The organism is Shigella flexneri 2a str. 301 (genome assembly GCF_000006925.2).
Lineage (GTDB): Bacteria > Pseudomonadota > Gammaproteobacteria > Enterobacterales > Enterobacteriaceae > ECMA0423.
Genome location: NC_004337.2, coordinates 1,506,781 through 1,532,213 on the forward strand (window position 1 = coordinate 1,506,781; position 25,433 = coordinate 1,532,213).

Here is a 25,433-nt window from a genome sequence, read left to right on the forward strand (position 1 = left end):
AAGATTAATGCGTACCGTAACGGCGTAACCATTCTTGTTCCAGTGCATTCACCCATCCTGCGTGCGGTTCAGCCAGTACCGGCGGCAGATCCTGCGGCATTCTTGATTGCAATATTTCGCGCTGCCCGTCAGGCAGTTTTTGCGGATCGAGAACAGAAGGATCGCCCCAGACAACGGGATCTGCTTTACGCAGTTGCGCATCGGGTGAGAGCAGGAAATTGGCAACTACCTTCGCCGCAGCACTGGCATTCGCGTTGGCTGGAATGGTGACGAAATGCACGTTGCCAATCATCCCCTCGCGAAAGCCAAAACTGTAACTGCTTGCCGGCAAATCGCCGCTGGCGATTTTTTGCTGCGCATGTGCGGGGTTAAAGGTCAGCGACAGGCGCAATGTGCCGGCTTTCAGCAGAGCATCCATCCGCGCGGGCGAAGGCGGGAAATCCTTTCCTTCGCGCCACAAATACGGATGCAGTGCATCAAGATATTGCTACAAGGGCGCAGTGACACGGGCGAAAGTCGCATCGTCCGGCGCTTCTTTTAATGCGGCGGGATCTGGCGTCAGCATAATCAGCAACTGTTCAAGAAACGCCGTGCCGGTAAAGTCCGGTGGGCGCGGATAAGTAACCGTGCCGGGATTGGCTTTAGCAAACTCCAGTAAGGCTTGCGGCGTTTGTGGTGGCTGTGGCGTAACATCGCGGCGGGCGATAAACGTCAGTTGTGCGCCGCCCCAGGGCGATTCCGCACCTTGTGTCGGCACTGAAAAATCTCCCCGCACCGGCAGCTGTGTGTCGACATAGCGCCAGTTGGGCAGAGTCTCCGCCCAGCCCGTTTGTAATAAATTGGCCTCTTTTAAGGTGTAATGCCGATCAGTTAAGGATCAGTTGACCGATCCAGTGGCTGTGTAAGAATCCGGAAACGCTCACTTGTTTCCGGATTCTTTTATGCACATTGGACAGGCTCTTGATCTGGTATCCCGTTACGATTCTCTGCGTAACCCACTGACTTCTCTGGGGGATTACCTCGACCCCGAACTCATCTCTCGTTGCCTTGCCGAATCAGGTACTGTAACGCTACGCAAGCGCCGTCTTCCCCTCGAAATGATGGTCTGGTGTATTGTTGGCATGGCGCTTGAGCGTAAAGAACCTCTTCACCAGATTGTGAATCGCCTGGACATCATGCTGCCGGGCAATCGCCCCTTCGTTGCCCCCAGTGCTGTTATTCAGGCCCGCCAGCGCCTGGGAAGTGAGGCTGTCCGCCGCGTGTTCACGAAAACAGCGCAGCTCTGGCATAACGCCACGCCGCATCCGCACTGGTGCGGCCTGACCCTGCTGGCCATCGATGGTGTGTTCTGGCGCACACCGGATACACCAGAGAACGATGCAGCCTTCCCCCGCCAGACACATGCCGGGAACCCGGCGCTCTACCCGCAGGTCAAAATGGTCTGCCAGATGGAACTGACCAGCCATCTGCTGACGGCTGCAGCCTTCGGCACGATGAAGAACAGCGAAAATGAGCTTGCTGAGCAACTTATAGAACAAACCGGCGATAACACTCTGACGTTAATGGATAAAGGTTATTACTCACTGGGACTGTTAAATGGCTGGAGCCTGGCGGGAGAACACCGCCACTGGATGATACCTCTCAGAAAGGGAGCGCAATATGAAGAGCTCAGAAAACTGGGTAAAGGCGATCATCTGGTGAAGCTGAAAACCAGCCCGCAGGCACGAAAAAAGTGGCCGGGACTGGGAAATGAAGTGACAGCCCGCCTGCTGACCGTGACGCGCAAAGGAAAAGTCTGCCATCTGCTGACGTCGATGACGGACGCCATGCGCTTCCCCGGAGGAGAAATGGCGGATCTGTACAGTAATCGCTGGGAAATCGAACTGGGATACAGGGAGATAAAACAGACGATGCAACTGAGCAGGCTGACGCTGAGAAGTAAAAAGCCGGAGCTTGTGGAGCAAGAGCTGTGGGGTGTCTTACTGGCTTATAATCTGGTGAGATATCAGATGATTAAAATGGCGGAACATCTGAAAGGTTACTGGCCGAATCAACTGAGTTTCTCAGAATCATGCGGAATGGTGATGAGAATGCTGATGACATTGCAGGGCGCTTCACCGGGACGTATACCGGAGCTGATGCGCGATCTTGCAAGTATGGGACAACTTGTGAAATTACCGACGAGAAGGGGAAGGGCCTTCCCGAGAGTGGTAAAGGAGAGGCCCTGGAAATACCCCACAGCCCCGAAAAAGAGCCAGTCAGTTGCTTAACTGACTGGCATTACTCTTTTAAGGTGCGGAAGTTTTCGCCGTTCACCCAGAGCAGATCCACCGAGCCGCCCGTTTTACGACCGGCAGCAGCTTCGGTCTGAATGCGCTTCACCGCGTCTGCGGCATCCGCGAGACGAACAATCTTCAGGTTTATAGCGTAATGGGTTTTCATCTCGCCGCTAACCCAGTCGAGATAGCGGTTAATTGCGGTATCGCCGCCCCAGGCGTTAAACCAGACGGTTTGCCCTTTGGCCTCATTTTTAATTTCCTGCCAGTCACTGGCATGTGTTGCCAAAGAAAACAGCGATAACAATCCCAGCAACCACCCACAATGGCGCATCTTCCCTCCTTAAGAACGTTTTTCCGGAATACGGCACAGCCCCTGAGCGGGAATGTCCATGGCAGAATTAAAACGAGCCGACAGGTTTTGCAGGCCGATCAATGCCGTCAGTTCGGTGAGCGCCTGAGCGTCAAAATGCGCAGCCAGTCGGGTACGCAGGGCATCATCGACTGTTGGCGGTGTGACGCTTGCGGCTTCGGCGTACTCCAGCGCCAGCCGTTCTTCATCGCTAAAGAGCGGGCTTTGCCGCCAGTCAGCCACTGCCAGCAGTTTATCGGTGCTGCCGGTACGCTCGGCGACTTTCATACTGGTGATATCCACGCAAAACTCACACAGGCACATTTGCGCAATGCGCGCGCTGACAAGCGATCGCACTACCGGATCGAGCGGTGAGCGTTTGCGCTCCAGCCACCCACAAACATTGACACCAAATAAAAGATAAACGGGATCCGCCCCCACCAGCGAATCGGGCTTAGCACCTCGCCGTAATGGCGACGATGCAGCCACGCCTGCGGACGTAAAATGAAAGGAATTTTGCTAAGCGGCGGTAAACCCATCAGTCATTCCTCTTCTGGCGCTCAAGCCATATTTTCTTCGCCATAAAAATCACCACGGTCAGGGCAAACAGAATAAACAGTTCGGTGACAAACCAGAAAGTACCGCCTGTTAACATGCTGCCTGCCCAGGAATAAACAATAGTCGCCGGTAATTGACCAAGCCCGGTGGCGATAAAAAACGAGCGAAAACGTATTGAAGTCAGACCGGCAGCATAGCTGATTGGATCGAAAGGGACAAAAGGCAATAACCGACAGACCAGGATGGTGTGTTTGCCGTAGCGAGTGAAAAAGCCGTCCATACTGTCAAGCACGGTTTTGCCGGTTAATTTTTCCACCACTTCGCGGCCCATCACTCTGGCGATAAAAAAGCACAGCGCCGCGCCGGCCATCGAACTGGTCCACGACAGCAAGCCGCCCCAGAACGCGCCAAACAGCGACGCATTGGCAAAGGTGATCAAAAACGCAGGTAGCGGTGCAGCAATGGCCTGTAAAATCATCAACAAGAACGAGACAACTGCCGCCAGTGCGCCGTAAGACTGAATAAAGCGTTCTATACCCTGTTGGTCCACGGCGGCAAACGCCGCAACGCTGCGATTGATAAACTCATGGACGCCGGGAAGCAGCGCCCATGCGAGCAGCATAGCGAACAACAGGATGATGAGGGTTATACGGTAGTACCAGATTTTACGCGATTGTATCTTCATCATCCTTTATCTTGGCTTTATTCGGTGATTTTAAAGGTAACCGTTGCCAGCGTGTTATCCGCCGGGAGAACTGAGGCATTGCCTTTGAATTTCACTTCGCCGTGTTTTTCCACCGCACCATAAGTGTATGTTGCATTGCTGACGATGCCGACCGGGCAGCTATCCAGACACACCAGGCAACCCGTTTTCTTCTCTTCTGCTGCCGTTAAATTACCGCCAAAGCGCATGTCCAGTTTCTTGCCATTACTGTCAACAATCACTTCATCGAAGGAATACGCTTTTGCCGCCCCTTGCCAGTTGACCGAAATATCCAGTTTGCTGCCTGTGACATGAGTCGTTTCTTTATTATCCATCGTCATGTTTTCGCCCGGCGTACCACCTGCCTCTTTCAGGGCTTCATAAAATGCTTTCGGGGGCGCATAAGCCATAAACAGCGATTTATGTCCGTTGGAGCCATCTTTAAACACAATACCGTGACGAGTGTCGTCGGTGAGGAAACGACCATTAATTTGCACCAGCATGGTTACCGTATGGTTATTGGCATCGACGCGCAGCGGTTGGCTGTTCGAAAGTCCGTCGTATTCCACTTTTGCCGCCGCATTCTCTTTTTGATCGCAGCCGCTAAGCCCGGCAACAGCCAGTAAGCAGAGTGCAGCCAGTCCTTTTTTCCATGACACTGAATAATGTTGCGACATCGTTCTATCCTTCATTTTTTGGGTGAGTAAGTGGGCTGCGGCGCGAAGCAGACAGATCCACATGTTTGTGTCGGGCGTAGAGTTTTGCGAGCTGGATGAGAATAAACAGCGCCAGGCCCGCCAGACAGAGTTGTAAAATAAAGCGCAGCGTAATGCCTTCATTGGCGAGATCGCTTGCCATCACGGTATAAATAACAATACCGGGCAGGGTCGTGAGTGCCGAAATAAGGGTATAAGGCCAGAAGGCGATGGTGGTGAATCCGTAAGCGTAATTTTGAATATTGTAAGGAAACAACGGGATTAAGCGGGTCAGAATAAGAAAATCAATACCGTTACGCGCAATGCCTTTTTCAATGGCCTGGAAGGTATGGCTATGGCCCACGTATTTCAGCAGTAAATCACGTCCCAGCCAGCGCGCCAGCAGGAATGAGCACGAGGAGGCCAGCGTTGCGGCAATTAATGAGAGTTGTGTCCCTAAGAGCGGGCCAAAAACTATTCCTCCAGCGATCACCAGTATGCTTCCTGGTAACAGAAAGAGGGGGGCATTGATGAATAACAGAATATAGAGGCTATAACCGAACAATCCGCTCTGGCGAATGAGTGTCTGTAAGTGGGGTAAATCGGTGAGCAGATCGAATAAACCGAAAGCGTGGATAGCGTAAATGACCAGCGCAAAAATAAGACAGGCAAACAGAAAGTTACGCTCAGCGTTCATCGTGGAGTTTCCTATATCAAACTTGATAATAGAGAAGTGGTCAGACAACTAAAAACGCAGTGACGGTATAACAAAGGACGGCAGGCAACAAATCATTACTGACAGTTTGTTGATTTTTCTCAAGGTTAATTCTCCTGACCCAGTTTGAGCCAGGAGAGCTGCTAAATTAGCGGCGGAAGGTCGCCCAGACGGGGGCGTGATCGGACGGTTTTTCCATGCTGCGAATTTCATAGTCGATGCCGGTTTCTACGCAACATTCTGCCAGCGGTTGGCTGGCGAGCAGCAGGTCGATGCGCAGACCACGGTTATCGTCAAAACCTTTTGAGCGGTAATCAAACCATGAGAAACGATCTGCTGTTTGCGGATTAGCATGGCGGAAGGTATCGACCACCCCCCAGCTCATCAGCCTGTCCATCCATTCGCGCTCTTCCGGCAGGAAAGAGCATTTACCGGTACGCAGCCAGCGCTTACGGTTTTCTTCGCCAATGCCGATATCCAGATCTGTAGGGCTGATATTCATATCGCCCATAATCAGTACCGGATTATCACGTTTGAGTTCGGTTTCCAGGTAGTTTTGCAGATTCTGATAAAACTGCGCTTTTGCCGGGAATTTTATCGGATGGTCGCGGCTTTCACCCTGCGGGAAGTAACCGTTGATCACGGTGACATTACCCAGCAGTGAGGGGATTTCCGCCATAATAATCCGCCGCTGCGTCTCTTCGTCGTCACCGGGAAAGCCGCGACGCACGGCAATCGGCGTCTCTTTGGTCAGCAGCGCCACGCCATAATGGCCTTTCTGCCCGTGATAAAACACGTTGTAGCCGAGCTTCGCCACCTCTTCGAGCGGAAACATATCGTCATGAACTTTTGTCTCCTGCAGGCCAATCACATCCGGTTGGTGCTTTTCGACGATGGCTTCAAGCTGGTGAGGTCTGGCGCGCAGGCCGTTGATATTAAAAGAGACAAATTTCATAGTCGCTGCCATTTATTCAGATAAAGAGTGCGTGGATGGTAGCAGAATTTCGCGTTGCTTACCGCCTGTTGTTAAGTGATTTGATCGATGGTTGTTAATGATGTCAACGATGGCGCAAAAAATGCCCGCTTTTGGTGCGCGCTGCGTCAGAATGGCGCAGTAATTTCCAGTAAATTTCGTCAATGATCACAATTCTAGAATTATATTTTACTTCTGCATAACATTGCGTTTTTTATTCTTTTTATTCACCCACATCGCAAACGTATTCACTTTATATGCACTTTAAATGCATATGGTTTGGTTATAACTCCTTGATTTCCAGTTAGCCTCCGCCGTTTATGCACTTTTATCACTGGCTGGCACGAACCCTGCAATCTACATTTACAGCGCAAACATTACTTATTGTTAACATACAAATAACGAATTATTTACTGTAGAGGTCGCTATGTCTCAGCCAATTACGCGTGAAAACTTTGATGAATGGATGATACCTGTTTACGCTCCGGCACCCTTTATACCGGTACGTGGCGAAGGTTCGCGCTTGTGGGATCAGCAGGGGAAAGAGTATATCGACTTCGCGGGTGGCATTGCGGTGAACGCGCTGGGCCATGCGCATCCGGAACTGCGTGAAGCGCTGAACGAACAGGCGAGTAAGTTCTGGCATACCGGCAACGGTTACACCAACGAGCCGGTACTGCGACTGGCGAAAAAATTGATCGACGCCACGTTTGCCGATCGCGTCTTCTTTTGTAACTCCGGTGCGGAAGCCAACGAAGCGGCGCTAAAACTGGCGCGTAAATTCGCTCACGACCGCTACGGCAGCCATAAGAGTGGCATCGTGGCGTTCAAAAATGCGTTTCATGGTCGCACGCTGTTTACTGTCAGTGCGGGTGGGCAGCCAGCCTATTCACAGGATTTTGCGCCACTGCCGGCGGATATTCGTCATGCTGCATATAACGATATTAACTCTGCCAGCGCGCTGATTGACGACGCCACCTGTGCGGTGATTGTCGAGCCCATCTAGGGCGAAGGCGGTGTGGTGCCAGCCAGCAACGCGTTTTTACAAGGTCTGCGTGAATTGTGTGACCGCCACAATGCCTTGCTGATTTTTGATGAGGTACAAACCGGCGTCGGGCGCACTGGTGAGCTGTATGCCTATATGCACTACGGCGTGACGCCCGATCTGTTAACCACCGCCAAAGCGCTGGGCGGCGGTTTCCCGGTCGGTGCGTTGTTGGCAACCGAAGAGTGCGCCCGCGTGATGACCGTTGGCACTCATGGCACCACCTATGGCGGTAATCCGCTGGCCTCGGCGGTAGCAGGCAAAGTGCTGGAGCTCATCAACACACCAGAGATGCTTAATGGCGTTAAACAGCGTCACGACTGGTTTGTTGAGCGTCTTAATACTATTAATCACCGCTATGGTTTGTTCAGTGAAGTTCGCGGCTTAGGTTTGTTGATTGGCTGTGTACTGAATGCCGATTACGCCGGGCAAGCGAAACAGATCTCTCTGGAAGCGGCGAAAGCAGGCGTGATGGTACTGATTGCGGGTGGCAACGTGGTGCGTTTTGCGCCTGCGCTCAATGTCAGCGAAGAAGAGGTGACGACCGGACTGGATCGCTTTGCAGCTGCTTGCGAACACTTTGTTAGCCGAGGTTCATCATGATGGTCATCCGTCCCGTTGAGCGCTCAGATGTCTCGGCGCTGATGCAGCTTGCCAGCAAAACGGGCGGCGGCCTGACGTCGCTTCCCGCCAATGAAGCCACGCTTTCGGCGCGTATCGAAAGGGCAATCAAAACCTGGCAAGGTGAACTGCCCAAAAGCGAGCAGGGCTATGTGTTCGTGCTGGAAGATAGCGAGACAGGCACCGTGGCGGGGATTTGCGCTATTGAGGTGGCGGTTGGGCTGAACGATCCCTGGTACAACTATCGCGTCGGCACGTTGGTTCACGCCTCAAAAGAGCTGAATGTCTATAACGCATTGCCGACGCTGTTTCTTAGTAACGATCACACCGGCAGCAGCGAGCTGTGCACGCTGTTTCTCGACCCGGACTGGCGCAAAGAGGGCAACGGCTATTTGCTGTCGAAATCGCGCTTTATGTTTATGGCGGCTTTTCGCGACAAGTTTAATGACAAAGTGGTTGCTGAAATGCGCGGGGTGATTGACGAACACGGCTATTCACCGTTCTGGCAAAGCCTCGGTAAACGCTTCTTTTCGATGGATTTTAGCCGCGCCGATTTTCTCTGCGGCACCGGGCAAAAGGCATTTATTGCAGAACTGATGCCGAAACATCCGATCTATACCCACTTTTTATCCCAGGAAGCCCAGGACGTCATCGGTCAGGTACATCCGCAAACCGCGCCTGCCCGCGCGGTGCTGGAGAAAGAAGGTTTTCGTTACCGCAACTATATCGACATCTTCGACGGCGGGCCAACGCTTGAGTGTGACATCGACCGCGTGCGCGCCATCCGTAAAAGTCGGCTGGTGGAAGTGGCAGAAGGGCAGCCTGCGCAGGGCGATTTTCCGGCCTGCCTGGTCGCCAATGAAAATTATCACCATTTCCGCGTGGTGCTGGCGCGTACCGATCCGGCAACCGAGCGTTTGATTTTAACCGCCGCACAACTGGATGCCCTCAAATGCCACGCAGGGGATCGCGTTCGTCTGGTGCGCCTGTGCGCAGAGGAGAAAACAGCATGACTTTATGGATTAACGGTGACTGGATAACGGGCCAGGGCGCATCGCGTGTGAAGCGTAATCCGGTATCGGGCGAGGTGTTATGGCAAGGCAATGATGCCGATGCCGCTCAGGTCGAACAGGCTTGTCGGGCAGCCCGTGCGGCGTTTCCGCGCTGGGCGCGGCTCTCATTGGCTGAACGTCAGGTCGTTGTCGAACGCTTTGCCGGATTGCTGGAAAGCAATAAAGCCGAATTAACCGCGATTATTGCCAGAGAAACGGGTAAGCCGCGCTGGGAAGCGGCAACCGAAGTGACGGCGATGATCAATAAAATCGCGATATCAATTAAGGCGTATCACGTTCGTACCGGCGAGCAGCGTAGTGAAATGCCGGACGGTGCGGCGAGCCTGCGACATCGCCCGCACGGCGTGCTGGCGGTGTTTGGGCCGTATAATTTCCCTGGTCATTTGCCGAACGGACATATCGTTCCGGCATTGCTGGCAGGTAACACCATTATCTTTAAACCCAGCGAACTGACACCGTGGAGTGGCGAAGCGGTAATGCGTTTATGGCAGCAGGCTGGCTTGCCGCCGGGCGTGCTGAACCTGGTGCAGGGCGGGCGTGAAACGGGTCAGGCGCTGAGTGCGCTGGAGGATCTCGACGGTTTGCTGTTTACCGGTAGCGCCAATACCGGCTACCAGCTGCATCGCCAGCTCTCCGGTCAGCCGGAGAAAATTCTCGCCCTTGAGATGGGCGGTAATAATCCGCTAATTATCGATGAGGTGGCGGATATCGACGCGGCTGTCCATCTGACCATTCAGTCGGCGTTTGTCACAGCCGGGCAACGCTGCACCTGCGCCCGCCGTTTATTGCTCAAAAGCGGAGCGCAGGGCGATGCGTTTCTTGCTAGTCTGGTTGCCGTCAGCCAGCGATTAACGCCGGGCAACTGGGATGACGAACCGCAGCCGTTTATTGGCGGGCTGATTTCTGAACAGGCCGCACAGCAGGTGGTTACTGCCTGGCAGCAACTGGAAGCGATGGGCGGACGAACCCTGCTTGCGCCGCGCTTATTACAAGCAGGGACATCGTTGCTGACACCAGGGATCATTGAAATGACGGGCGTTGGCGGTGTGCCGGATGAAGAGGTGTTCGGGCCGTTTTTGCGCGTCTGGCGTTATGATACTTTTGATGAGGCGATTCGGATGGCGAACAACACTCGCTTCGGACTCTTTTGCGGTCTGGTTTCCCCCGAGCGGGAAAAATTCGATCAACTGTTGCTGGAGGCGCGGGCGGGGATTGTTAACTGGAACAAACCGCTTACTGGTGCTGCCAGTACCGCCCCATTCGGCGGCATTGGTGCTTCCGGTAACCATCGCCCCAGCGCCTGTATGCCGCAGATTACTGCGCATGGCCTATGGCGAGCCTGGAGTCGGACTCGTTAACATTGCCCGCCACGCTTAACCCCGGGCTGGATTTTTCCGATGAGGTGGTGCGATGAACGCCTGGGAAGTTAATTTCGACGGGCTGGTAGGGCTGACGCATCATTACGCGGGCCTGTCGTTTGGTAATGAAGCCTCTACCCGTCACCGTTTTCAGGTGTCTAACCCGCGACTGGCGGCAAAACAGGGCTTACTGAAAATGAAAGCCCTTGCCGATGCGGGATTCCCCCAGGCCGTGATTCCGCCGCACGAGCGTCCGTTTATTCCGGTGCTGCGTCAGTTGGGATTCAGTGGTAGCGATGAGCAGGTACTGGAAAAAGTTGCACGCCAGGCACCGCACTGGCTTTCCAGCGTCAGTTCCGCTTCGCCAATGTGGGTAGCCAATGCGGCAACGATCGCGCCATCTGCCGATACGCTGGATGGCAAAGTGCATCTCACCGTTGCCAACCTGAACAATAAATTTCACCGTTCGCTGGAAGCGCCCGTCACTGAATCGCTGTTAAAAGCGATTTTTAAGGACGAAGAGAAATTTAGCGTCCATTCGGCGTTGCCGCAGGTAGCGTTGCTCGGTGATGAGGGGGCGGCAAACCACAATCGTCTCGGCGGTCATTACGGTGAACCGGGTATGCTACTTTTTGTCTACGGGCGAGAAGAAGGCAATGATACCCGGCCTTCCCGTTATCCGGCGCGACAGACTCGCGAAGCCAGCGAGGCGGTGGCAAGGCTTAATCAGGTGAATCCCCAACAGGTGATTTTCGCCCAGCAAAACCCGGACGTTATCGACCAGAGCGTTTTTCATAATGACGTGATTGCCGTGAGTAACCGCCAGGTGCTGTTTTGCCACCAACAGGCGTTCGCTCGCCAGTCACAGTTACTGGCACGCGGGTGAACGGTTTTATGGCGATAGAAGTTCCGGCAACTCAGGTTTCCGTGTCGGATGCGGTGTCTACCTATCTGTTTAACAGCCAACTGTTGAGCCGCGATGATGGTTCCATGATGTTGGTGCTGCCTCAGGAGTGTCGGGAACACGCCGGAGTATGGGGTTATCTCAATGAACTCCTTGCCGCTGACAACCCGATTAGCGAACTAAAAGTCTTTGACTTACGTGAAAGCATGGCGAATGGCGGCGGCCCGGCGTGCCTGCGGTTGCGGGTGGTATTGACAGAAGAAGAACGCCGGGCGGTGAATCCGGCGGTGATGATGAACGATACCTTGTTTAATGCGCTCAATGACTGGGTGGATCGTTACTACCGCGATCGTCTTACTGCTGCCGATCTGGCCGACCCGCAATTGCTGCGCGAAGGGCGGGAAGCACTGGATGTATTGAGCCAATTACTGAATCTCGGTTCGGTTTATCCGTTCCAGCGCGAGGGAGGGGGCAATGGATAATTTTCTTGCTCTGACCTTAACGGGTAAAAAACCGGTTATCACCGAGCGAGAAATCAACGGCGTTCGCTGGCGCTGGCTGGGCGATGGTGTGCTGGAACTGACGCCATTAACGCCACCGCAAGGCGCGCTGGTGATTTCTGCGGGGATCCACGGTAATGAGACGGCACCTGTGGAAATGCTGGACGCGTTGCTTGGCGCGATATCTCACGGCGAGATCCCGTTACGTTGGCGGTTGCTGGTGATCCTCGGGAATCCTCCTGCGCTGAAGCAAGGGAAACGTTATTGCCATAGCGATATGAACCGAATGTTTGGCGGTCGTTGGCAGCTATTTGCTGAAAGCGGAGAAACCTGTCGGGCGCGCGAACTGGAACAGTGCCTGGAAGATTTTTATGACCAGGGCAAAGAATCTGTGCGTTGGCACCTTGATCTACATACCGCAATTCGTGGCTCCTTGCATCCGCAGTTCGGTGTATTACCGCAACGCGACATTCCCTGGGACGAGAAATTTCTGACGTGGCTGGGTGCGGCGGGGCTGGAGGCGCTGGTGTTCCATCAGGAGCCTGGTGGTACGTTTACCCATTTCAGCGTCAGACATTTTGGCGCGCTGGCCTGTACGTTGGAACTTGGCAAAGCGTTGCCCTTTGGGCAAAACGATCTTCGCCAGTTTGCAGTAACTGCCAGCGCAATTGCTGCGCTGCTATCTGGTGAGAGTGTCGGTATCGTGAGAACACCGCCGCTCCGTTATCGGGTGGTTTCGCAAATTACTCGCCACTCGCCGTCCTTCGAAATGCATATGGCAAGTGACACGCTGAATTTTATGCCGTTTGAGAAAGGAACATTGCTGGCGCAGGACGGAGAGGAACGTTTTACCGTAACCCATGATGTAGAGTATGTGTTATTCCCTAATCCGTTGGTAGCGTTGGGATTACGCGCGGGATTAATGCTCGAAAAAATAAGCTAATACTTACCCGCAGAAATCATTCTGCGGGTATTAAGTTGCTTTCTTATAAATTAATACAGATTAATCCTGGTTATTTGCTTTATTTATCACCAGTCATCCGGTATAGTTCTTCATAATCTCTGCAAAATCATCGTGTTGTAATATTCTCTCATCACTCTCCATCAAATTTTCTTTTTTTCTCCATAATTGGCGCAAAAGTGTTTTTTACACTTTCATTGTTTTACCGTTGCTCTGATTAATTGACGCTAAAGTCAGTAAAGTTAATCTCGTCAACACGGCACGCTACTTAAGAAAGCCGTAATAAATAACTGAAAGGAAGGATATAGAATATGCGTAAATTAACTGCACTGTTTGTTGCCTCTACCCTGGCTCTTGGCGCGGCTAACCTGGCCCATGCCGCAGACACCACTACCGCAGCACCGGCTGACGCGAAGCCGATGATGCACCACAAAGGCAAGTTCGGTCCGCATCAGGACATGATGTTCAAAGACCTGAACCTGACCGACGCGCAGAAACAGCAGATCCACGAAATCATGAAAGGCCAGCGTGACCAGATGAAACGTCCGCCGCTGGAAGAACGCCGCGCAATGCATGACATCATTGCCAGCGATACCTTCGATAAAGCAAAAGCTGAAGCGCAGATCGCAAAAATGGAAGAACAGCGCAAAGCTAACATGCTGGCGCACATGGAAACCCAGAACAAAATTTACAACATCCTGACGCCGGAACAGAAAAAGCAATTTAATGCTAATTTTGAGAAGCGTCTGACAGAACGTCCAGCGGCAAAAGGTAAAATGCCTGCAACTGCTGAATAATCTTTCAGCCAAAAAACTTAAGACCGCCGGTCTTGTCCACTACCTTGCAGTAATGCGGTGGACAGGATCGGCGGTTTTCTTTTCTCTTCTCAAACAGTTGTAAAAAAAGCCTGATCACCACTAACGTAAATCACCCGAGTTGCCGATAACCATCCACGGTTACCTGAACGATAACAATGAAAAGAACGGGCCGGGAGCGAGTATGGAATACTTTGATATGCGTAAAATGTCGGTGAATCTGTGGCGAAACGCTGCCGGTGAAACGCGCGAAATTTGCACTTTCCCACCGGCAAAACGTGATTTTTACTGGCGTGCCAGCATTGCATCCATCGCGGCGAATGGGGAGTTTTCTTTGTTTCCCGGCATGGAAAGGATAGTGACGTTGCTGGAAGGCGGCGAGATGCTCCTTGAAAGCGCAGACCGCTTTAACCATACCTTAAAACCGTTACAGCCTTTTGCCTTTACGGCGGACCAGGTGGTAAAAGCGAAACTGACGGCAGGGCAGATGTCGATGGATTTCAATATTATGACGCGCCTGGATGTCTGTAAGGCGAAAGTCAGAATTGCCGAACGTACGTTTACTACCTTTGGCTCACGCGGCGGGGTGGTGTTTGTGATTAACGGGGCGTGGCAACTGGGCGACAAACTGCTCACTACCGACCAGGGCGTGTGCTGGTTCGATGGCAGGCACACCCTGCGGCTTTTACAACCGCAAGGTAAACTGTTGTTCAGTGAAATCAACTGGCTCGCTGGTCATTCGCCGGATCAAGTTCAGTAATTTCATAGTTACCGGAAAGCAGCGGCTTACAAAGAATTTTATAACCGTCGTGATCAAACCCGGCGGGTGTCCGAATTAACGTTGTCGCTTCTTCCAGCGAATTAACCGCCCCCAGCCACAGCCAGTTTTGAATAATATGATATTGAGTCATTTCCGGGTGCTGTTCTTTCAGTGCCACCGCACCTTGCCAAGGCCAACACACCACTCGCAAACGCTCCAGAGACTGGCGCAAGCGTAGCGCATGTTCCTCATGGCTCTCTTTACCGCAGCATGCTCCGGCGCAACGTTTTAGCGCTGAACGAAAACATGCACGACCGCGACTTAACGGTTCCAGTCCCAACAGGCCATAACAAAGTTTTTGTTCATCAGCGATGCTCTGCAATGCTTGCAAAGCTGCGCGCCTATTGGCAAACAGGCCAAACAGGTTGGGGGCTCGTGAAAAATCCACCTCTTTGGCATACACCACATCGACGCGCTTTTCATTTAATTGCAGGGCACAGAGCTGGCGATTGCGGCGCAACCGTTTATTAAACAGCGGCTGTTGTTCTTTGATTAATCGCGCTTCAAGGAGCAGAGCGCCGATTTCGCCTGCGGTGCAGATCCAGCTAATTCGCCGGGATTGCCGTAGCATGGCGGCTTCATCCGGGGTGCGTAAATGAGAAAGCACCCGACTGCGGATATTAACGCTTTTGCCGATATAGAGCGGCATGGTGTCACTTTCGCCATGAAACAGATACACCCCTGGTCGGGTGGGTAAGTCATTAAGGAATGAATGTAAATGTTCGGGATATTCATAAATTGCCGCAGCTTCAAATTCGAGCCGCGGAGAAGTTAAACGCCGTACCACTGTTGACTCCGAATGCTGGTTATCTATCCAGTGTAACAGGCGGGAGGCGATTAAAAAAGAGGCGGGTTGATGACAAAGGTTACACCGTCTGACGTGCTACGCCTGTCAGGCCTATTCGACTCCTGCAATGTATTGAATTTGCATAGTTTTGTAGGTAGAATAAGGCGTTCACGCCGCATCCGGCGTGAACAAATTACTCTTTTTCGCACAATCCAATAGGTGCAAATTATTACTTTTTCCAGAAATCATCGAAAACGTTAATTGGCGGACGGCGTTTATGTTCGGTTTTCAGATACCAGTTCTCTATTGTTCTGGCGACCTGTTCAGGTAGGTTTTTCCCTTCCAGATAGTCGTCGATATTGTCATAGGTCACGCCGAGTGCCACTTCATCTGGCAGAGAAGGGCGATCATCTTCAAGATCGGCAGTTGGGGCTTTCTTATAAAGGTGTTCCGGGCAACCTAATGCCGTCAGTAACTGTTTACCCTGGCGTTTGTTGAGACGATACAGCGGATTAATATCCGTACCGCCGTCACCATATTTAGTGAAGAATCCGGTAATGGCTTCTGCTGCATGATCGGTGCCCACCACGACACCGCTGGTCATACCCGCAATGCTATATTGTGCTTTCATCCGCTCACGCGCTTTTTCATTGCCACGGACAAAATCGCTCAGTTCAATGCCTGCTTCCCGCAATGCCTGCTCGCTAGCCAATACCGCGCCCTTGATATTAACGGTTAATACGCGATCCGGTTGAATAAAGGCAATGGCATCCTGGCAATCTTGTTCGTCAGCCTGAACACCATAGGGCAGGCGTACGGCAATAAATTGCAGTGATTCGTTGCGAGTTTCCTGGCGCAGCTCATTAATCGCCATCTGGCACAGCTTTCCGGCAAGCGTGGAGTCCTGACCGCCGCTGATCCCGAGCACCAGTGATTTAATGAACGGATAAGTTTGCAGGTAGCTTTTCAGAAAATCGACACTACGACGAATTTCCTCTTCAGCATTAATCTGCGGTTTTGCGCCCAGCGCCTTTATTATTTGTTGTTGCAATGTCATTGAACCCCTCCAGACAGAAAAGACAAAACTTCCTTAAAGCTAACCCGTTGCTACTGAAACGACAAGCGACAGCGGGCTGAATGGTGGTTAAAACGTCATACAGGAATCCTCTGAAAGCGGAGCCGTTTCGTTCACGGGCTTGAAAAAGCGCCCAATGTATTCCAGGCTTATCTAACACGCTGATAAACAAGAGGACGGAATATGAACAAGAATATGGCAGGAATTCTGAGTGCAGCGGCGGTATTAACCATGCTGGCGGGTTGTACAGCTTATGATCGTACCAAAGACCAGTTTGTACAGCCTGTGGTGAAAGACGTCAAAAAAGGCATGAGCCGGGCGCAGGTTGCACAAATTGCGGGTAAACCTTCGTCTGAAGTGAGCATGATCCATGCTCGCGGTACTTGCCAGACCTACATCCTGGGTCAACGTGATGGTAAAGCAGAAACCTACTTTGTCGCGTTAGATGATACCGGACATGTCATCAACTCCGGTTATCAGACCTGTGCTGAATACGACACTGATCCACAGGCTGCGAAGTAATCAATTCGTCTGAAAGCTTGAGTAACAACGGAAACCGGCCATTGCGCCGGTTTTTTTTGGCCTGAGTTCTTAATTATCTTCGCGAATTATTTGCCCGAAATGTGAAGAGGGTCATAACCACAGGTCAAGGAGAAACAATTTATAAGGTCAAAGAAATACTATTGCTCAGGTCTATACCGTATACTCCTTTCAGCCACAAAAAAAGTCATGTTGGTTTCGCAAGTTACCCAGAGCATGGAAGCAGGTCAAGGCTTGCGGAGTGTCTGGCTGACAGATAATCGTCGATGAGGGCAGTTTTATGGAAAAGAAACACATTTATCTGTTTTGTTCTGCGGGCATGTCTATCTCTTTACTGGTATCAAAAATGCGCGCACAGGCAGAAAAATATGAAGTTCCGGTCATTATTGAAGCATTTCCGGAAACACTGGCTGGTGAAAAAGGTCAGAATGCCGATGTCGTGTTATTAGGGCCGCAGATTGCTTATATGTTGCCCGAAATCCAGCGTTTGTTACCCAACAAACCGGTTGAAGTAATTGACTCGCTGCTTTATGGCAAAGTCGATGGTTTAGGCGTGCTTAAGGCTGCGGTTGCAGCGATTAAAAAAGCCGCAGCAAATTAATTTATTTTAAATTTTCCCGTCAAAGAGTTATTTCATAAATCAATACCGTAATATTTAAATTGCGGTTTTTAAGGGTATTTTTCTATGAGTAATGTTATTGCATCGCTTGAAAAGGTACTCCTCCCTTTTGCAGTTAAAATAGGAAAGCAGCCACACGTTAATGCAATCAAAAATGACTTTATTCGCTTAATGCCGTTAACCCTTGCGGGGGCCATGTTTGTATTAATTAACAACGTTTTTCTAAGCTTTGGGGAGGGGTCGTTTTTTTATTCCTTAGGTATTCGCCTCGACGCCTCAACCATTGAAACACTTAATGGTCTGAAAGGTATTGGCGGCAACGTATATAACGGAACATTAGGAATAATGTCTTTAATGGCACCGTTCTTTATTGGCATGGCGCTGGCAGAAGAGCGTAAAGTCGATGCGCTGGCGGCTGGGTTGTTATCCGTTGCAGCATTTATGACCGTCACCCCATATAGTGTCGGTGAGGCCTATGCGGTTGGCGCAAACTGGTTAGGTGGGGCGAATATCATCTCCGGGATTATTATTGGCCTGGTGGTGGCAGAAATGTTTACCTTTATTGTCCGCCGCAATTGGGTCATTAAACTGCCCGACAGCGTACCTGCTTCAGTATCGCGTTCTTTCTCGGCATTAATTCCCGGCTTTATTATTCTTTCCGTGATGGGGATTATTGCCTGGGCGTTGAATACCTGGGGCACCAACTTCCATCAGATCATTATGGATACCATCTCAACCCCACTGGCATCGTTGGGTAGCGTGGTGGGCTGGGCCTATGTGATCTTTGTTCCACTGCTCTGGTTCTTCGGTATTCATGGCGCGCTGGCGCTGACCGCACTGGACAACGGCATTATGACGCCGTGGGCGCTGGAAAATATCGCGACCTATCAGCAATATGGTTCCGTCGAAGCGGCGCTGGCAGCCGGTAAGACCTTCCATATCTGGGCCAAGCCGATGCTGGACTCCTTTATTTTCCTTGGGGGCAGTGGTGCGACTTTAGGCCTGATCCTGGCTATCTTTATCGCCTCTCGCCGTGCTGATTATCGTCAGGTGGCAAAACTGGCGCTGCCGTCCGGCATCTTCCAGATTAACGAACCGATTCTGTTTGGTCTGCCAATTATCATGAACCCGGTGATGTTTATCCCGTTTGTACTGGTACAACCGATTCTGGCGGCAATCACCCTCGCAGCGTACTACATGGGCATCATTCCTCCGGTGACCAATATTGCACCGTGGACCATGCCAACCGGTCTGGGAGCCTTCTTTAACACCAACGGTAGCGTCGCCGCATTGCTGGTCGCACTCTTCAACCTTGGCATCGCAACGTTAATTTATCTGCCCTTTGTTGTGGTGGCTAACAAAGCACAAAATGCGATTGATAAAGAAGAGAGCGAAGAAGATATCGCTAACCCCTGAAATTTTAATCGATGCCGGTACGGGTAATCTTGCCGGTAAGAAGAGAGAGGAACGATGTATGATGGATCTCGATAATATTCCTGATACGCAAACAGAAGCTGAAGAGCTGGAAGAAGTGGTGATGGGGCTTATCATCAACTCTGGACAAGCGCGTAGCCTGGCGTATGCCGCATTGAAACAGGCGAAGCAGGGCGATTTTGCCGCAGCGAAAGCCATGATGGATCAGTCACGGATGGCATTGAATGAAGCGCATCTGGTACAGACGAAACTGATTGAAGGCGATGCGGGCGAAGGTAAGATGAAAGTGAGTCTGGTGCTGGTCCACGCTCAGGATCATTTAATGACGTCCATGCTTGCGCGTGAACTGATTACTGAATTAATTGAGCTTCATGAAAAACTGAAGGCATAAGGAGTCGATGATGCAGCCAGTGATTAACGCGCCGGAAATTGCCACTGCCCGAGAACAGCAGTTGTTTAATGGCAAAAACTTCCATGTGTTTATCTATAACAAAACTGAGAGTATCAGCGGACTGCATCAGCACGACTATTATGAATTTACTCTGGTATTAACCGGGCGTTATTTCCAGGAGATTAACGGTAAGCGCGTGTTACTGGAACGGGGCGATTTTGTTTTTATTCCGTTAGGTTCGCACCATCAAAGTTTTTATGAGTTTGGTGCCACGCGCATATTGAACGTTGGGATCAGTAAACGCTTTTTTGAGCAGCATTACCTGCCGTTGTTGCCTTATTGCTTTGTTGCTTCGCAGGTATACCGGACCAATAACGCTTTTCTCACCTATGTGGAAACAGTGATTTCTTCATTAAATTTCCGCGAAACAGGGCTGGAAGAGTTTGTTGAGATGGTTACTTTTTATGTCATTAACCGTTTACGTCATTACCGCGAAGAACAGGTGATTGATGATGTACCGTAGTGGCTGAAAAGTACGGTAGAAAAGATGCATGATAAAGAGCAGTTTAGTGAATCGGCGCTGGAGAATATGGTGACGTTGTCAGCCAAATCACAGGAATATTTGACGCGAGCGACTCAACGATATTATGGCAAAACACCAATGCAGATTATTAATGAGATCCGGGTAATGACTCCAACTTACTGATAGTGTTTTATGTTCAGATAATGCCCGATGACCTTGTCATGCAGCTCCACCGATTTTGAGAACGACAGTGACTTCCGTCCCAGCCTTGCCAGATGTTGTCTCAGATTCAGATTATGTCGCTCAATGCGCTGAGTGTAACGCTTGCTGATAACGTGCAGCTTTCCCTTCAGGCGTGATTCATACAGCGGCCAGCCATCCGTCATCCATACCACGACCTCAAAGGCCGACAGCAGGCTCAGAAGACGCTCCAGTGTGGCCAGAGTGCGTTCCCCGAAGACGTGCGCCACAACCGTCCTCCGTATCCTGTCATACGCGTAAAACAGCCAGCGCTGACGTGATTTAGCACCGACGTAGCCCCAATGTTCGTCCATTTCAGCGCAGACAATCACATCACTGCCCGGTTGTATGCGCGAGGTTACCGACTGCGGCCTGAGTTTTTTAAGTGACGTAAAACCGTGTTGAGGCCAACGCCCATAATGCGTGCACTGGCGCGACATCCGACGCCATTCATGGCCATATCAATGATTTTCTGGTGCGTACCGGGCTGAGAGGCGGTGTAAGTGAACTGTAGTTGCCATGTTTTACGGCAATGAGAGCAGAGATAGCGCTGATGTCCGGCAGTGCTTTTGCCGTTACGCACCACGCCTTCAGTAGCGGAGCAGGAAGGACATCTGATGGAAATGGAAGCCACGCAAGCACCTTAAAATCACCATCATACACTAAATCAGTAAGTTGGCAGCATTACCTGAGATCCGTATTAATTTTGCAAAAAAACAACTGGAAATGACCAACTATTCCGTGACGGATATTGCGTTTGAGGCCGGTTATAGTAGCCCGAGTTTGTTTATTAAAACGTTTAAGAAATTAACGTCCTTTACGCCTAAGAGATATCGTAAGAAATTGACTGAATTTAATCAGTAAGTCGTTATACCTGACAATTCACATATCTGTCCTGTTGCTGGATTATTTATGTCCGGGGGGGCAGATATGCCAGATATCAGTATTCTGTACTGAAGGGAGAAATTATGAGCCAGAAATTAAAAGTCGTCACTATTGGTGGCGGGAGCAGCTATACCCCGGAGTTACTGGAAGGATTTATTAAGCGTTATCACGAATTGCCGGTCAGCGAATTATGGCTGGTGGATGTCGAGGGTGGCAAAGCTAAACTGGATATTATTTTCGATCTCTGCCAACGGATGATTGATAACGCTGGCGTCCCGATGAAGCTTTATAAAACGCTGGATTGCCGCGAAGCATTGAAAGATGCTGATTTCGTTACTACCCAACTGCGCGTTGGCCAATTACCGGCGCGTGAACTGGATGAACGTATTCCATTAAGTCATGGTTATCTTGGTCAGGAAACCAACGGCGCGGGCGGTTTGTTTAAAGGTCTGCGTACCATTCCGGTGATTTTTGACATCGTAAAAGATGTCGAAGAACTTTGTCCGAATGCATGGGTGATTAACTTCACTAACCCGGCGGGAATGGTTACTGAAGCCGTTTATCGTCATACCGGATTTAAACGCTTTATCGGCGTGTGTAATATTCCGATCGGCATGAAGATGTTTATTCACGATGTTCTGATGCTGAAAGACAGCGATGATTTATCTATCGATTTGTTTGGCCTCAACCATATGGTGTTCATTAAGGATGTGCTGGTAAATGGCAAGTCGCGCTTTGCCGAATTGCTTGATGGTGTGGCATCCGGGCAGTTAAAAGTATCTGGCGTTAAAAATATTTTCGATCTGCCATTTAGCGAAGGCTTAATTCGTTCTCTGAATCTGTTGCCGTGTTCTTATTTGCTTTATTACTTCAAGCAAAAAGAGATGCTGGCTATTGAAATGGGCGAATACTACAAAGGCGGCGCACGAGCGCAGGTAGTACAGAAAGTCGAGAAACAACTTTTTGAGCTGTATAAAAACCCGGAGTTGAAAGTTAAGCCGAAAGAACTGGAACAGCGCGGTGGGGCTTATTACTCTGATGCAGCGTGCGAAGTGATCAACGCTATCTACAACGACAAGCAAGCTGAACATTACGTTAATATCCCGCATCATGGGCATATTGATAATATTCCGGCAGACTGGGCGGTAGAAATGACCTGTAAGCTGGGGCGCGATGGCGCGACGCCACATCCGCGCATTACGCATTTCGATGATAAAGTGATGGGGCTGATTCACACCATTAAAGGCTTCGAGATTGCTGCCAGCAACGCCGCACTTAGCGGAGAATTTAACGATGTGTTACTGGCGCTAAACCTTAGTCCGTTGGTGCATTCCGATCGCGATGCTGAGCTGCTGGCACGCGAGATGATTCTGGCGCACGAGAAATGGCTGCCAAATTTTGCCGACTGCATCGCAGAGCTTAAAAAAGCACATTAACCGAGGCTGATTATGGAACGCTTACTGATTGTTAATGCCGATGATTTTGGCTTAAGCAAAGGTCAGAACTACGGCATTATCGAGGCCTGTCGCAATGGGATTGTCACATCGACGACGGCGCTGGTGAATGGGCAGGCTATTGACCATGCGGTGCAGTTGAGTCGTGATGAACCGAGTCTGGCCATAGGGATGCACTTTGTCCTTACTATGGGCAAGCCACTGACAGCTATGCCGGGGTTAACCCGCGATGGTGTGCTGGGAAAATGGATCTGGCAGTTGGCAGAAGAAGATGCTTTACCGCTGGAAGAAATTACTCAGGAGCTTGCCAGTCAGTATTTGCGTTTCATTGAGCTATTTGGACGCAAACCTACGCATCTTGATAGCCATCATCATGTGCATATGTTCCCGCAGATTTTCCCGATTGTTGCCAGGTTTGCGGCTGAAGAGGGGATTGCGTTGCGCATCGACCGTCAGCCGCTATCTAACGCTGGTGATTTACCGGCTAATCTGCGCAGTTCGCAGGGATTCAGTAGCGCGTTTTATGGTGAAGAGATTAGCGAGGCACTGTTCCTGCAAGTGCTGGATGACGCAAGCCATCGGGGTGATCCTTCGCTGGAGGTGATGTGTCATCCGGCGTTTATCGATAATACTATCCGTCAGAGTGCTTACTGTTTCCCACGGTTAACGGAGCTGGAAGTGCTGACATCAGCGTCGTTGAAATATGCAATTGCTGAGCGTGGTTATCGGTTGGGTAGTTATCTTGATGTGTAAGTAAGGTGGTAAGGTCACTCCCCAGGGGACGTGACCTTATCCATATTTACGCCGGAATTTTGTCAATCTTAGGAATGCGTGACCACACGCGGTGTTCTGCCATCAGCGTTAACAGTTCATCCATAAAACTACCGTCGGTGCTGTCAGCTTCCACAATCCCTTCTTCACCCTGGTCAGCTACCTTGATTGTTGCTTTAAACTTGCGCGCGTCTCCCGCCAGCGCAATCGGTTTAAGGTGTTTGTAGGCTTCCATCAGATAGTAGTTGGCATCGCCGTTGTCAGCGATATCCGCGATATTGCCGCAAGGGACAATGACCGCATCGACCGTCAGCGAAGGTGCACCGGCAAAGGTAGCGGCTATAGGCAACACCGTACCGTCATCCGCAGTCACTTCACCCATTCGGGAGTAGAGCAGTTTGGCATGAACGCCTTTGGCCTTCATGGCCTTGAGAATGGCCAGAAGGTCTGCCGATCTCACTTCATCATTAAGTAAAATCGCTACCACGCGACCTTTCACATCACCGTCAGGAATGGCGTACAAACTTAAGGATGGATCCTTTTTCAGACCGTTGACGTCCGGAGGTGGGGTGATATTCAGCTGGTCGTCAGTCAGTTCGATACCGAGATTTTTCGCCACCGCCTGGGCCAGAGTGAGATCAATATGCGCCAGCTGGTCAACAACGCGCTCACGAATATACGGACGAACGACTTTGCTTAACTCAAAACTGAAACCATCGACAATATGGCGCTGCTCGAATGGCGTCTGACTTAGCCAGAACAGACGCGGATGGGAATAATATTCGCCAAACGATGGGCTGCGCTCGCGAACTTTATTGCCTTCCACGCGCTCTTGGTATGATTCAAAACCGCCGCGTTTCGGCCCCGGTGGTGTTTCGCGCGGCCAGTTATCGTTGATCGAGTTCGGTTCATAATTCGCCGGGTTAGTGTCGATCCCCATACGATGCATGCCGTCACGCTGGAAATTATGGTAAGGGCAGGTCGGGCGGTTAATCGGAATCTCATGGAAATTCGGCCCACCAAGACGACTGATTTGTGTATCGGTATAGGAGAACAAACGTCCCTGCAACAGGGGATCGTTGGTGAAGTCCAGACCAGGAACAATATGACCTGGATGGAATGCTGCTTGTTCGTTTTCGGCAAAGAAGTTATCCGGATTGCGATTGAGCACCATTTTGCCGACACGCTGAACGGGCACCAGTTCTTCCGGGATCAGTTTGGTTGGATCGAGAAGATCGAAGTCGAACTTGAATTCATCTTCTTCAGGAATCAACTGGAAGCCCAGTTCGTATTCCGGAAAATCGCCTGCTTCAATGGCTTCCCACAACTCGCGGCGGTGGAAGTCCGGGTCACGTCCGGTGAGTTTTTGTGCTTCATCCCAAACGAGTGAGGCTTTACCTGCCAGTGGTTTCCAGTGGAAACGTACAAACGTTGCCTTCCCTTCGGCATTAATCAGGCGGAAGGTGTGAATACCGAAGCCTTCCATGGTGCGGTAACTGCGGGGGATGCCGCGATCCGACATCGCCCACATCACGTTGTGCAGAGTTTCAGGTTGCAGAGAAACATAATCCCAGAAAGTATCGTGGGCACTTTGCCCTTGTGGAATTGCCCAGTGCGGTTCTGGTTTTACCGCATGAACAAAATCGGGGAATTTATGCGCATCCTGGATAAAGAAGATTGGCGTGTTATTGCCAACGAGGTCAAAAATACCCTCTTCAGTATAGAACTTGGTGGCAAAACCACGGATATCACGCACGGTATCGGCAGAGCCAGCGCCACCCTGAACGGTAGAGAACCTAACAAATACTGGGGTGATTTTGTTCGGATCTGAGAGGAAATCCGCTTTGGTGATATCGCTTAAGCTTTTATATGGCTGGAAATAACCGTGAGCTGCTGAGCCGCGTGCATGAACAATACGTTCCGGGATGCGCTCATGGTCAAAGTGGGTGATTTTCTCGCGCAGAATAAAATCTTCCAGCAGCGTTGGACCACGGTTACCGGCACGCAGTGAGTTTTGATCATCGGCGATGCGCACGCCCTGATTAGTGGTCAGCGCATAATTTTCACTGCCTTTGCGTACGTCTTCCAGAGAATTAAGTTTTTCGTTACGTGTATCAGGGGCTTTCAGGCTCCCAGGGGCGGTAGGTTGTGCACCTGGCGGTGTTGGTTCAGCCGCTGGACGATGAGATCCGTCCTCAGGTGCCAGTGAGTCCATCCCCGGTTTCGCTTCGCTGGAATCGTGTAGTGGTGACTGGTGCTGATGTGGGTTCTTTTCGTTATGTTGCGACATTGAACTCGTCTCCTTAATTTATTACTGAAAGGGCCGCTGTTTTGGTCAAAAAACT

21 protein-coding genes, 5 pseudogenes and 6 other annotated features are annotated in these 25,433 nt (G+C 51.0%); of the genes and pseudogenes, 15 read left to right on the forward strand and 11 right to left on the reverse strand.

Features of this window, described 5'->3' with window-relative positions:
- Positions 1-4: 4 nt before the first annotated feature.
- Positions 5-2,611 (reverse strand) — a sequence feature (Similar to Escherichia coli K12 conserved hypothetical protein gi: 1788051 (390 aa). BLAST with identity of 97% in 868 aa. This CDS has been disrupted by insertion. The sequence has been checked and is believed to be correct.).
- Positions 5-2,611: pseudogene (locus SF1472) on the reverse strand. Its footprint overlaps the feature before it by 2,607 nt.
- Positions 857-2,284, forward strand: a mobile genetic element. Its footprint overlaps the pseudogene before it by 1,428 nt.
- Complete coding sequence (locus SF1471; RefSeq protein ID NP_707359.1) at positions 924-2,270, forward strand: insertion sequence IS4 transposase InsG; 1,347 nt, start codon at positions 924-926, stop codon at positions 2,268-2,270. It overlaps the preceding feature by 1,347 nt. The pseudogene SF1472 and the gene SF1471 sit on opposite strands and share 1,347 nt — an antisense overlap.
- 8 nt (positions 2,612-2,619) lie before the next feature.
- From SF1473 to xthA, 5 genes and pseudogenes are all read right to left on the reverse strand, one after another.
- Positions 2,620-3,167: pseudogene (locus SF1473) on the reverse strand.
- Entirely contained in the window at positions 3,167-3,871 is a 705-nt protein-coding gene (gene ydjZ, locus SF1474) for a hypothetical protein (RefSeq protein NP_707361.2), read from the reverse strand. Before ydjZ ends, SF1473 begins: the two are co-directional and overlap by 1 nt.
- Before the next feature lie 17 nt (positions 3,872-3,888).
- On the reverse strand, positions 3,889-4,728 hold the full coding sequence (gene ydjY / locus SF1475; RefSeq protein NP_707362.2) for a hypothetical protein: 840 nt from the start codon (positions 4,726-4,728) through the stop codon (positions 3,889-3,891).
- Positions 4,571-5,281, reverse strand: coding sequence for a hypothetical protein (gene ydjX / locus SF1476; protein NP_707363.2), 711 nt, complete (start codon positions 5,279-5,281; stop codon positions 4,571-4,573). Before ydjX ends, ydjY begins: the two co-directional genes overlap by 158 nt.
- Before the next feature lie 166 nt (positions 5,282-5,447).
- A complete protein-coding gene (gene xthA / locus SF1477; protein NP_707364.2) occupies positions 5,448-6,254 on the reverse strand; it encodes an exonuclease III in 807 nt (268 codons plus the stop codon).
- Between the two features lie 445 nt (positions 6,255-6,699).
- Positions 6,700-7,920, forward strand: a sequence feature (Similar to Escherichia coli N-(alpha)-acetylornithine-(delta)-aminotransferase gb: AAB51148.1 (406 aa). BLAST with identity of 99% in 407 aa. This CDS contains an in-frame stop codon. The sequence has been checked and is believed to be correct.).
- On the opposite strand from xthA, the pseudogene cstC reads away from it, so the two are divergent.
- The 7 genes and pseudogenes from cstC (at position 6,700) to SF1484 (ending at position 14,309) form a co-directional block, all read left to right on the forward strand.
- Positions 6,700-7,920 (forward strand): annotated as a pseudogene (gene cstC / locus SF1478). (Overlaps the previous feature by 1,221 nt.)
- A complete protein-coding gene (locus SF1479) occupies positions 7,920-8,951 on the forward strand; it encodes an arginine succinyltransferase (RefSeq protein ID NP_707365.2) in 1,032 nt (343 codons plus the stop codon). The pseudogene cstC and the gene SF1479 overlap by 1 nt, the downstream one beginning before the upstream one ends.
- The gene (locus SF1480) at positions 8,891-10,369 is read left to right on the forward strand and encodes an aldehyde dehydrogenase (protein ID NP_707366.3); all 1,479 of its coding nucleotides are present in this window, start codon (positions 8,891-8,893) and stop codon (positions 10,367-10,369) included. Before SF1479 ends, SF1480 begins: the two co-directional genes overlap by 61 nt.
- 52 nt (positions 10,370-10,421) lie before the next feature.
- Positions 10,422-11,755 (forward strand) — a sequence feature (Similar to Escherichia coli K12 conserved hypothetical protein gi: 1788041 (448 aa). BLAST with identity of 97% in 445 aa. This CDS contains an in-frame stop codon. The sequence has been checked and is believed to be correct.).
- A pseudogene (locus tag SF1481) lies at positions 10,422-11,755 on the forward strand. (Overlaps the previous feature by 1,334 nt.)
- Before the next feature lie 88 nt (positions 11,756-11,843).
- Positions 11,844-12,716 carry a succinylglutamate desuccinylase gene (gene ydjS / locus SF1482; RefSeq protein ID NP_707367.1) on the forward strand — a complete coding sequence of 291 codons (873 nt, stop codon included), beginning with the start codon at positions 11,844-11,846 and terminating at the stop codon, positions 12,714-12,716.
- 329 nt (positions 12,717-13,045) lie between these two features.
- Positions 13,046-13,531, forward strand: a complete 486-nt coding sequence (spy, locus tag SF1483; RefSeq protein NP_707368.1) for a periplasmic protein — start codon at positions 13,046-13,048, stop codon at positions 13,529-13,531.
- A gap of 202 nt (positions 13,532-13,733) precedes the next feature.
- A complete protein-coding gene (locus SF1484) occupies positions 13,734-14,309 on the forward strand; it encodes a hypothetical protein (protein ID NP_707369.2) in 576 nt (191 codons plus the stop codon).
- Here SF1484 and SF1485 read toward each other — a convergent pair.
- Both SF1485 and nadE read right to left on the reverse strand, forming a co-directional pair.
- Positions 14,269-15,156: a nucleotide excision repair endonuclease gene (locus tag SF1485; RefSeq protein ID NP_707370.2), complete on the reverse strand. Its 888-nt coding sequence runs from the start codon at positions 15,154-15,156 to the stop codon at positions 14,269-14,271. The two genes, SF1484 and SF1485, sit on opposite strands and share 41 nt — an antisense overlap.
- A 229-nt stretch (positions 15,157-15,385) precedes the next feature.
- Positions 15,386-16,213 carry an NAD synthetase gene (gene nadE, locus SF1486; RefSeq protein NP_707371.1) on the reverse strand — a complete coding sequence of 276 codons (828 nt, stop codon included), beginning with the start codon at positions 16,211-16,213 and terminating at the stop codon, positions 15,386-15,388.
- 201 nt (positions 16,214-16,414) lie between these two features.
- On the opposite strand from nadE, the gene osmE reads away from it, so the two are divergent.
- The 5 genes and pseudogenes from osmE to SF1490a all read left to right on the forward strand — a co-directional run bounded on the left by osmE (position 16,415) and on the right by SF1490a (position 19,921).
- Positions 16,415-16,753, forward strand: coding sequence for a DNA-binding transcriptional activator OsmE (gene osmE, locus SF1487; protein ID NP_707372.1), 339 nt, complete (start codon positions 16,415-16,417; stop codon positions 16,751-16,753).
- Positions 16,754-17,051: 298 nt separating this feature from the next.
- On the forward strand, positions 17,052-17,372 hold the full coding sequence (gene celA, locus SF1488; RefSeq protein NP_707373.1) for a PTS system N,N'-diacetylchitobiose-specific transporter subunit IIB: 321 nt from the start codon (positions 17,052-17,054) through the stop codon (positions 17,370-17,372).
- Positions 17,373-17,456: 84 nt separating this feature from the next.
- On the forward strand, positions 17,457-18,806 hold the full coding sequence (gene celB, locus SF1489; protein NP_707374.1) for a PTS system N,N'-diacetylchitobiose-specific transporter subunit IIC: 1,350 nt from the start codon (positions 17,457-17,459) through the stop codon (positions 18,804-18,806).
- Positions 18,807-18,864: 58 nt separating this feature from the next.
- Positions 18,865-19,215 carry a PTS system N,N'-diacetylchitobiose-specific transporter subunit IIA gene (gene celC / locus SF1490; protein ID NP_707375.2) on the forward strand — a complete coding sequence of 117 codons (351 nt, stop codon included), beginning with the start codon at positions 18,865-18,867 and terminating at the stop codon, positions 19,213-19,215.
- Positions 19,216-19,222: 7 nt separating this feature from the next.
- Positions 19,223-19,921: pseudogene (locus SF1490a) on the forward strand.
- Positions 19,223-20,842 (forward strand) — a sequence feature (Similar to Escherichia coli K12 negative transcriptional regulator of cel operon gi: 1788030 (281 aa). BLAST with identity of 98% in 540 aa. This CDS has been disrupted by insertion. The sequence has been checked and is believed to be correct.). (Overlaps the previous pseudogene by 699 nt.)
- Positions 19,900-20,667 (reverse strand) — a mobile genetic element. (Overlaps the previous feature by 768 nt.)
- Here SF1490a and insB read toward each other — a convergent pair.
- Both insB and insA read right to left on the reverse strand, forming a co-directional pair.
- Entirely contained in the window at positions 19,915-20,310 is a 396-nt protein-coding gene (insB, locus tag SF1492) for an insertion element IS1 protein InsB (RefSeq protein ID NP_707376.1), read from the reverse strand. It overlaps the preceding feature by 396 nt. The pseudogene SF1490a and the gene insB sit on opposite strands and share 7 nt — an antisense overlap.
- On the reverse strand, positions 20,337-20,612 hold the full coding sequence (insA, locus tag SF1493) for an insertion element IS1 protein InsA (protein ID NP_707377.1): 276 nt from the start codon (positions 20,610-20,612) through the stop codon (positions 20,337-20,339).
- Positions 20,843-20,946: 104 nt before the next feature.
- Between insA and celF the strand changes: the two genes are divergently transcribed.
- Positions 20,947-22,299 (forward strand): 6-phospho-beta-glucosidase, encoded by a 1,353-nt coding sequence (gene celF / locus SF1494; RefSeq protein NP_707378.1) that lies wholly within the window; start codon positions 20,947-20,949, stop codon positions 22,297-22,299.
- A gap of 12 nt (positions 22,300-22,311) precedes the next feature.
- The gene (gene ydjC / locus SF1495; RefSeq protein ID NP_707379.1) at positions 22,312-23,070 is read left to right on the forward strand and encodes a hypothetical protein; all 759 of its coding nucleotides are present in this window, start codon (positions 22,312-22,314) and stop codon (positions 23,068-23,070) included.
- 46 nt (positions 23,071-23,116) lie between these two features.
- Here ydjC and katE read toward each other — a convergent pair whose 3' ends face one another.
- Complete coding sequence (gene katE, locus SF1496; protein NP_707380.2) at positions 23,117-25,378, reverse strand: hydroperoxidase II; 2,262 nt, start codon at positions 25,376-25,378, stop codon at positions 23,117-23,119.
- Between the last annotated feature and the right edge of the window lie 55 nt (positions 25,379-25,433).

What these genes read in the sequence shown, in the direction of transcription:
- osmE (NP_707372.1), top strand. Translation starts at nt 16,415, where the DNA reads ATGAACAAGAATATGGCAGGAATTCTGAGTGCAGCGGCGGTATTAACC.
- ydjC (NP_707379.1), top strand. Translation starts at nt 22,312, where the DNA reads ATGGAACGCTTACTGATTGTTAATGCCGATGATTTTGGCTTAAGCAAA.
- celC (NP_707375.2), top strand. Translation starts at nt 18,865, where the DNA reads ATGATGGATCTCGATAATATTCCTGATACGCAAACAGAAGCTGAAGAG.
- SF1480 (NP_707366.3), top strand. Translation starts at nt 8,891, where the DNA reads ATGCCACGCAGGGGATCGCGTTCGTCTGGTGCGCCTGTGCGCAGAGGA.
- ydjX (NP_707363.2), bottom strand. Translation starts at nt 5,281, where the DNA reads ATGAACGCTGAGCGTAACTTTCTGTTTGCCTGTCTTATTTTTGCGCTG.
- katE (NP_707380.2), bottom strand. Translation starts at nt 25,378, where the DNA reads ATGTCGCAACATAACGAAAAGAACCCACATCAGCACCAGTCACCACTA.
- nadE (NP_707371.1), bottom strand. Translation starts at nt 16,213, where the DNA reads ATGACATTGCAACAACAAATAATAAAGGCGCTGGGCGCAAAACCGCAG.
- SF1479 (NP_707365.2), top strand. Translation starts at nt 7,920, where the DNA reads ATGGTCATCCGTCCCGTTGAGCGCTCAGATGTCTCGGCGCTGATGCAG.
- SF1484 (NP_707369.2), top strand. Translation starts at nt 13,734, where the DNA reads ATGGAATACTTTGATATGCGTAAAATGTCGGTGAATCTGTGGCGAAAC.
- ydjY (NP_707362.2), bottom strand. Translation starts at nt 4,728, where the DNA reads ATGAAGGCATTACGCTGCGCTTTATTTTACAACTCTGTCTGGCGGGCC.
- spy (NP_707368.1), top strand. Translation starts at nt 13,046, where the DNA reads ATGCGTAAATTAACTGCACTGTTTGTTGCCTCTACCCTGGCTCTTGGC.
- xthA (NP_707364.2), bottom strand. Translation starts at nt 6,254, where the DNA reads ATGAAATTTGTCTCTTTTAATATCAACGGCCTGCGCGCCAGACCTCAC.
- celB (NP_707374.1), top strand. Translation starts at nt 17,457, where the DNA reads ATGAGTAATGTTATTGCATCGCTTGAAAAGGTACTCCTCCCTTTTGCA.
- ydjZ (NP_707361.2), bottom strand. Translation starts at nt 3,871, where the DNA reads ATGAAGATACAATCGCGTAAAATCTGGTACTACCGTATAACCCTCATC.
- celA (NP_707373.1), top strand. Translation starts at nt 17,052, where the DNA reads ATGGAAAAGAAACACATTTATCTGTTTTGTTCTGCGGGCATGTCTATC.
- celF (NP_707378.1), top strand. Translation starts at nt 20,947, where the DNA reads ATGAGCCAGAAATTAAAAGTCGTCACTATTGGTGGCGGGAGCAGCTAT.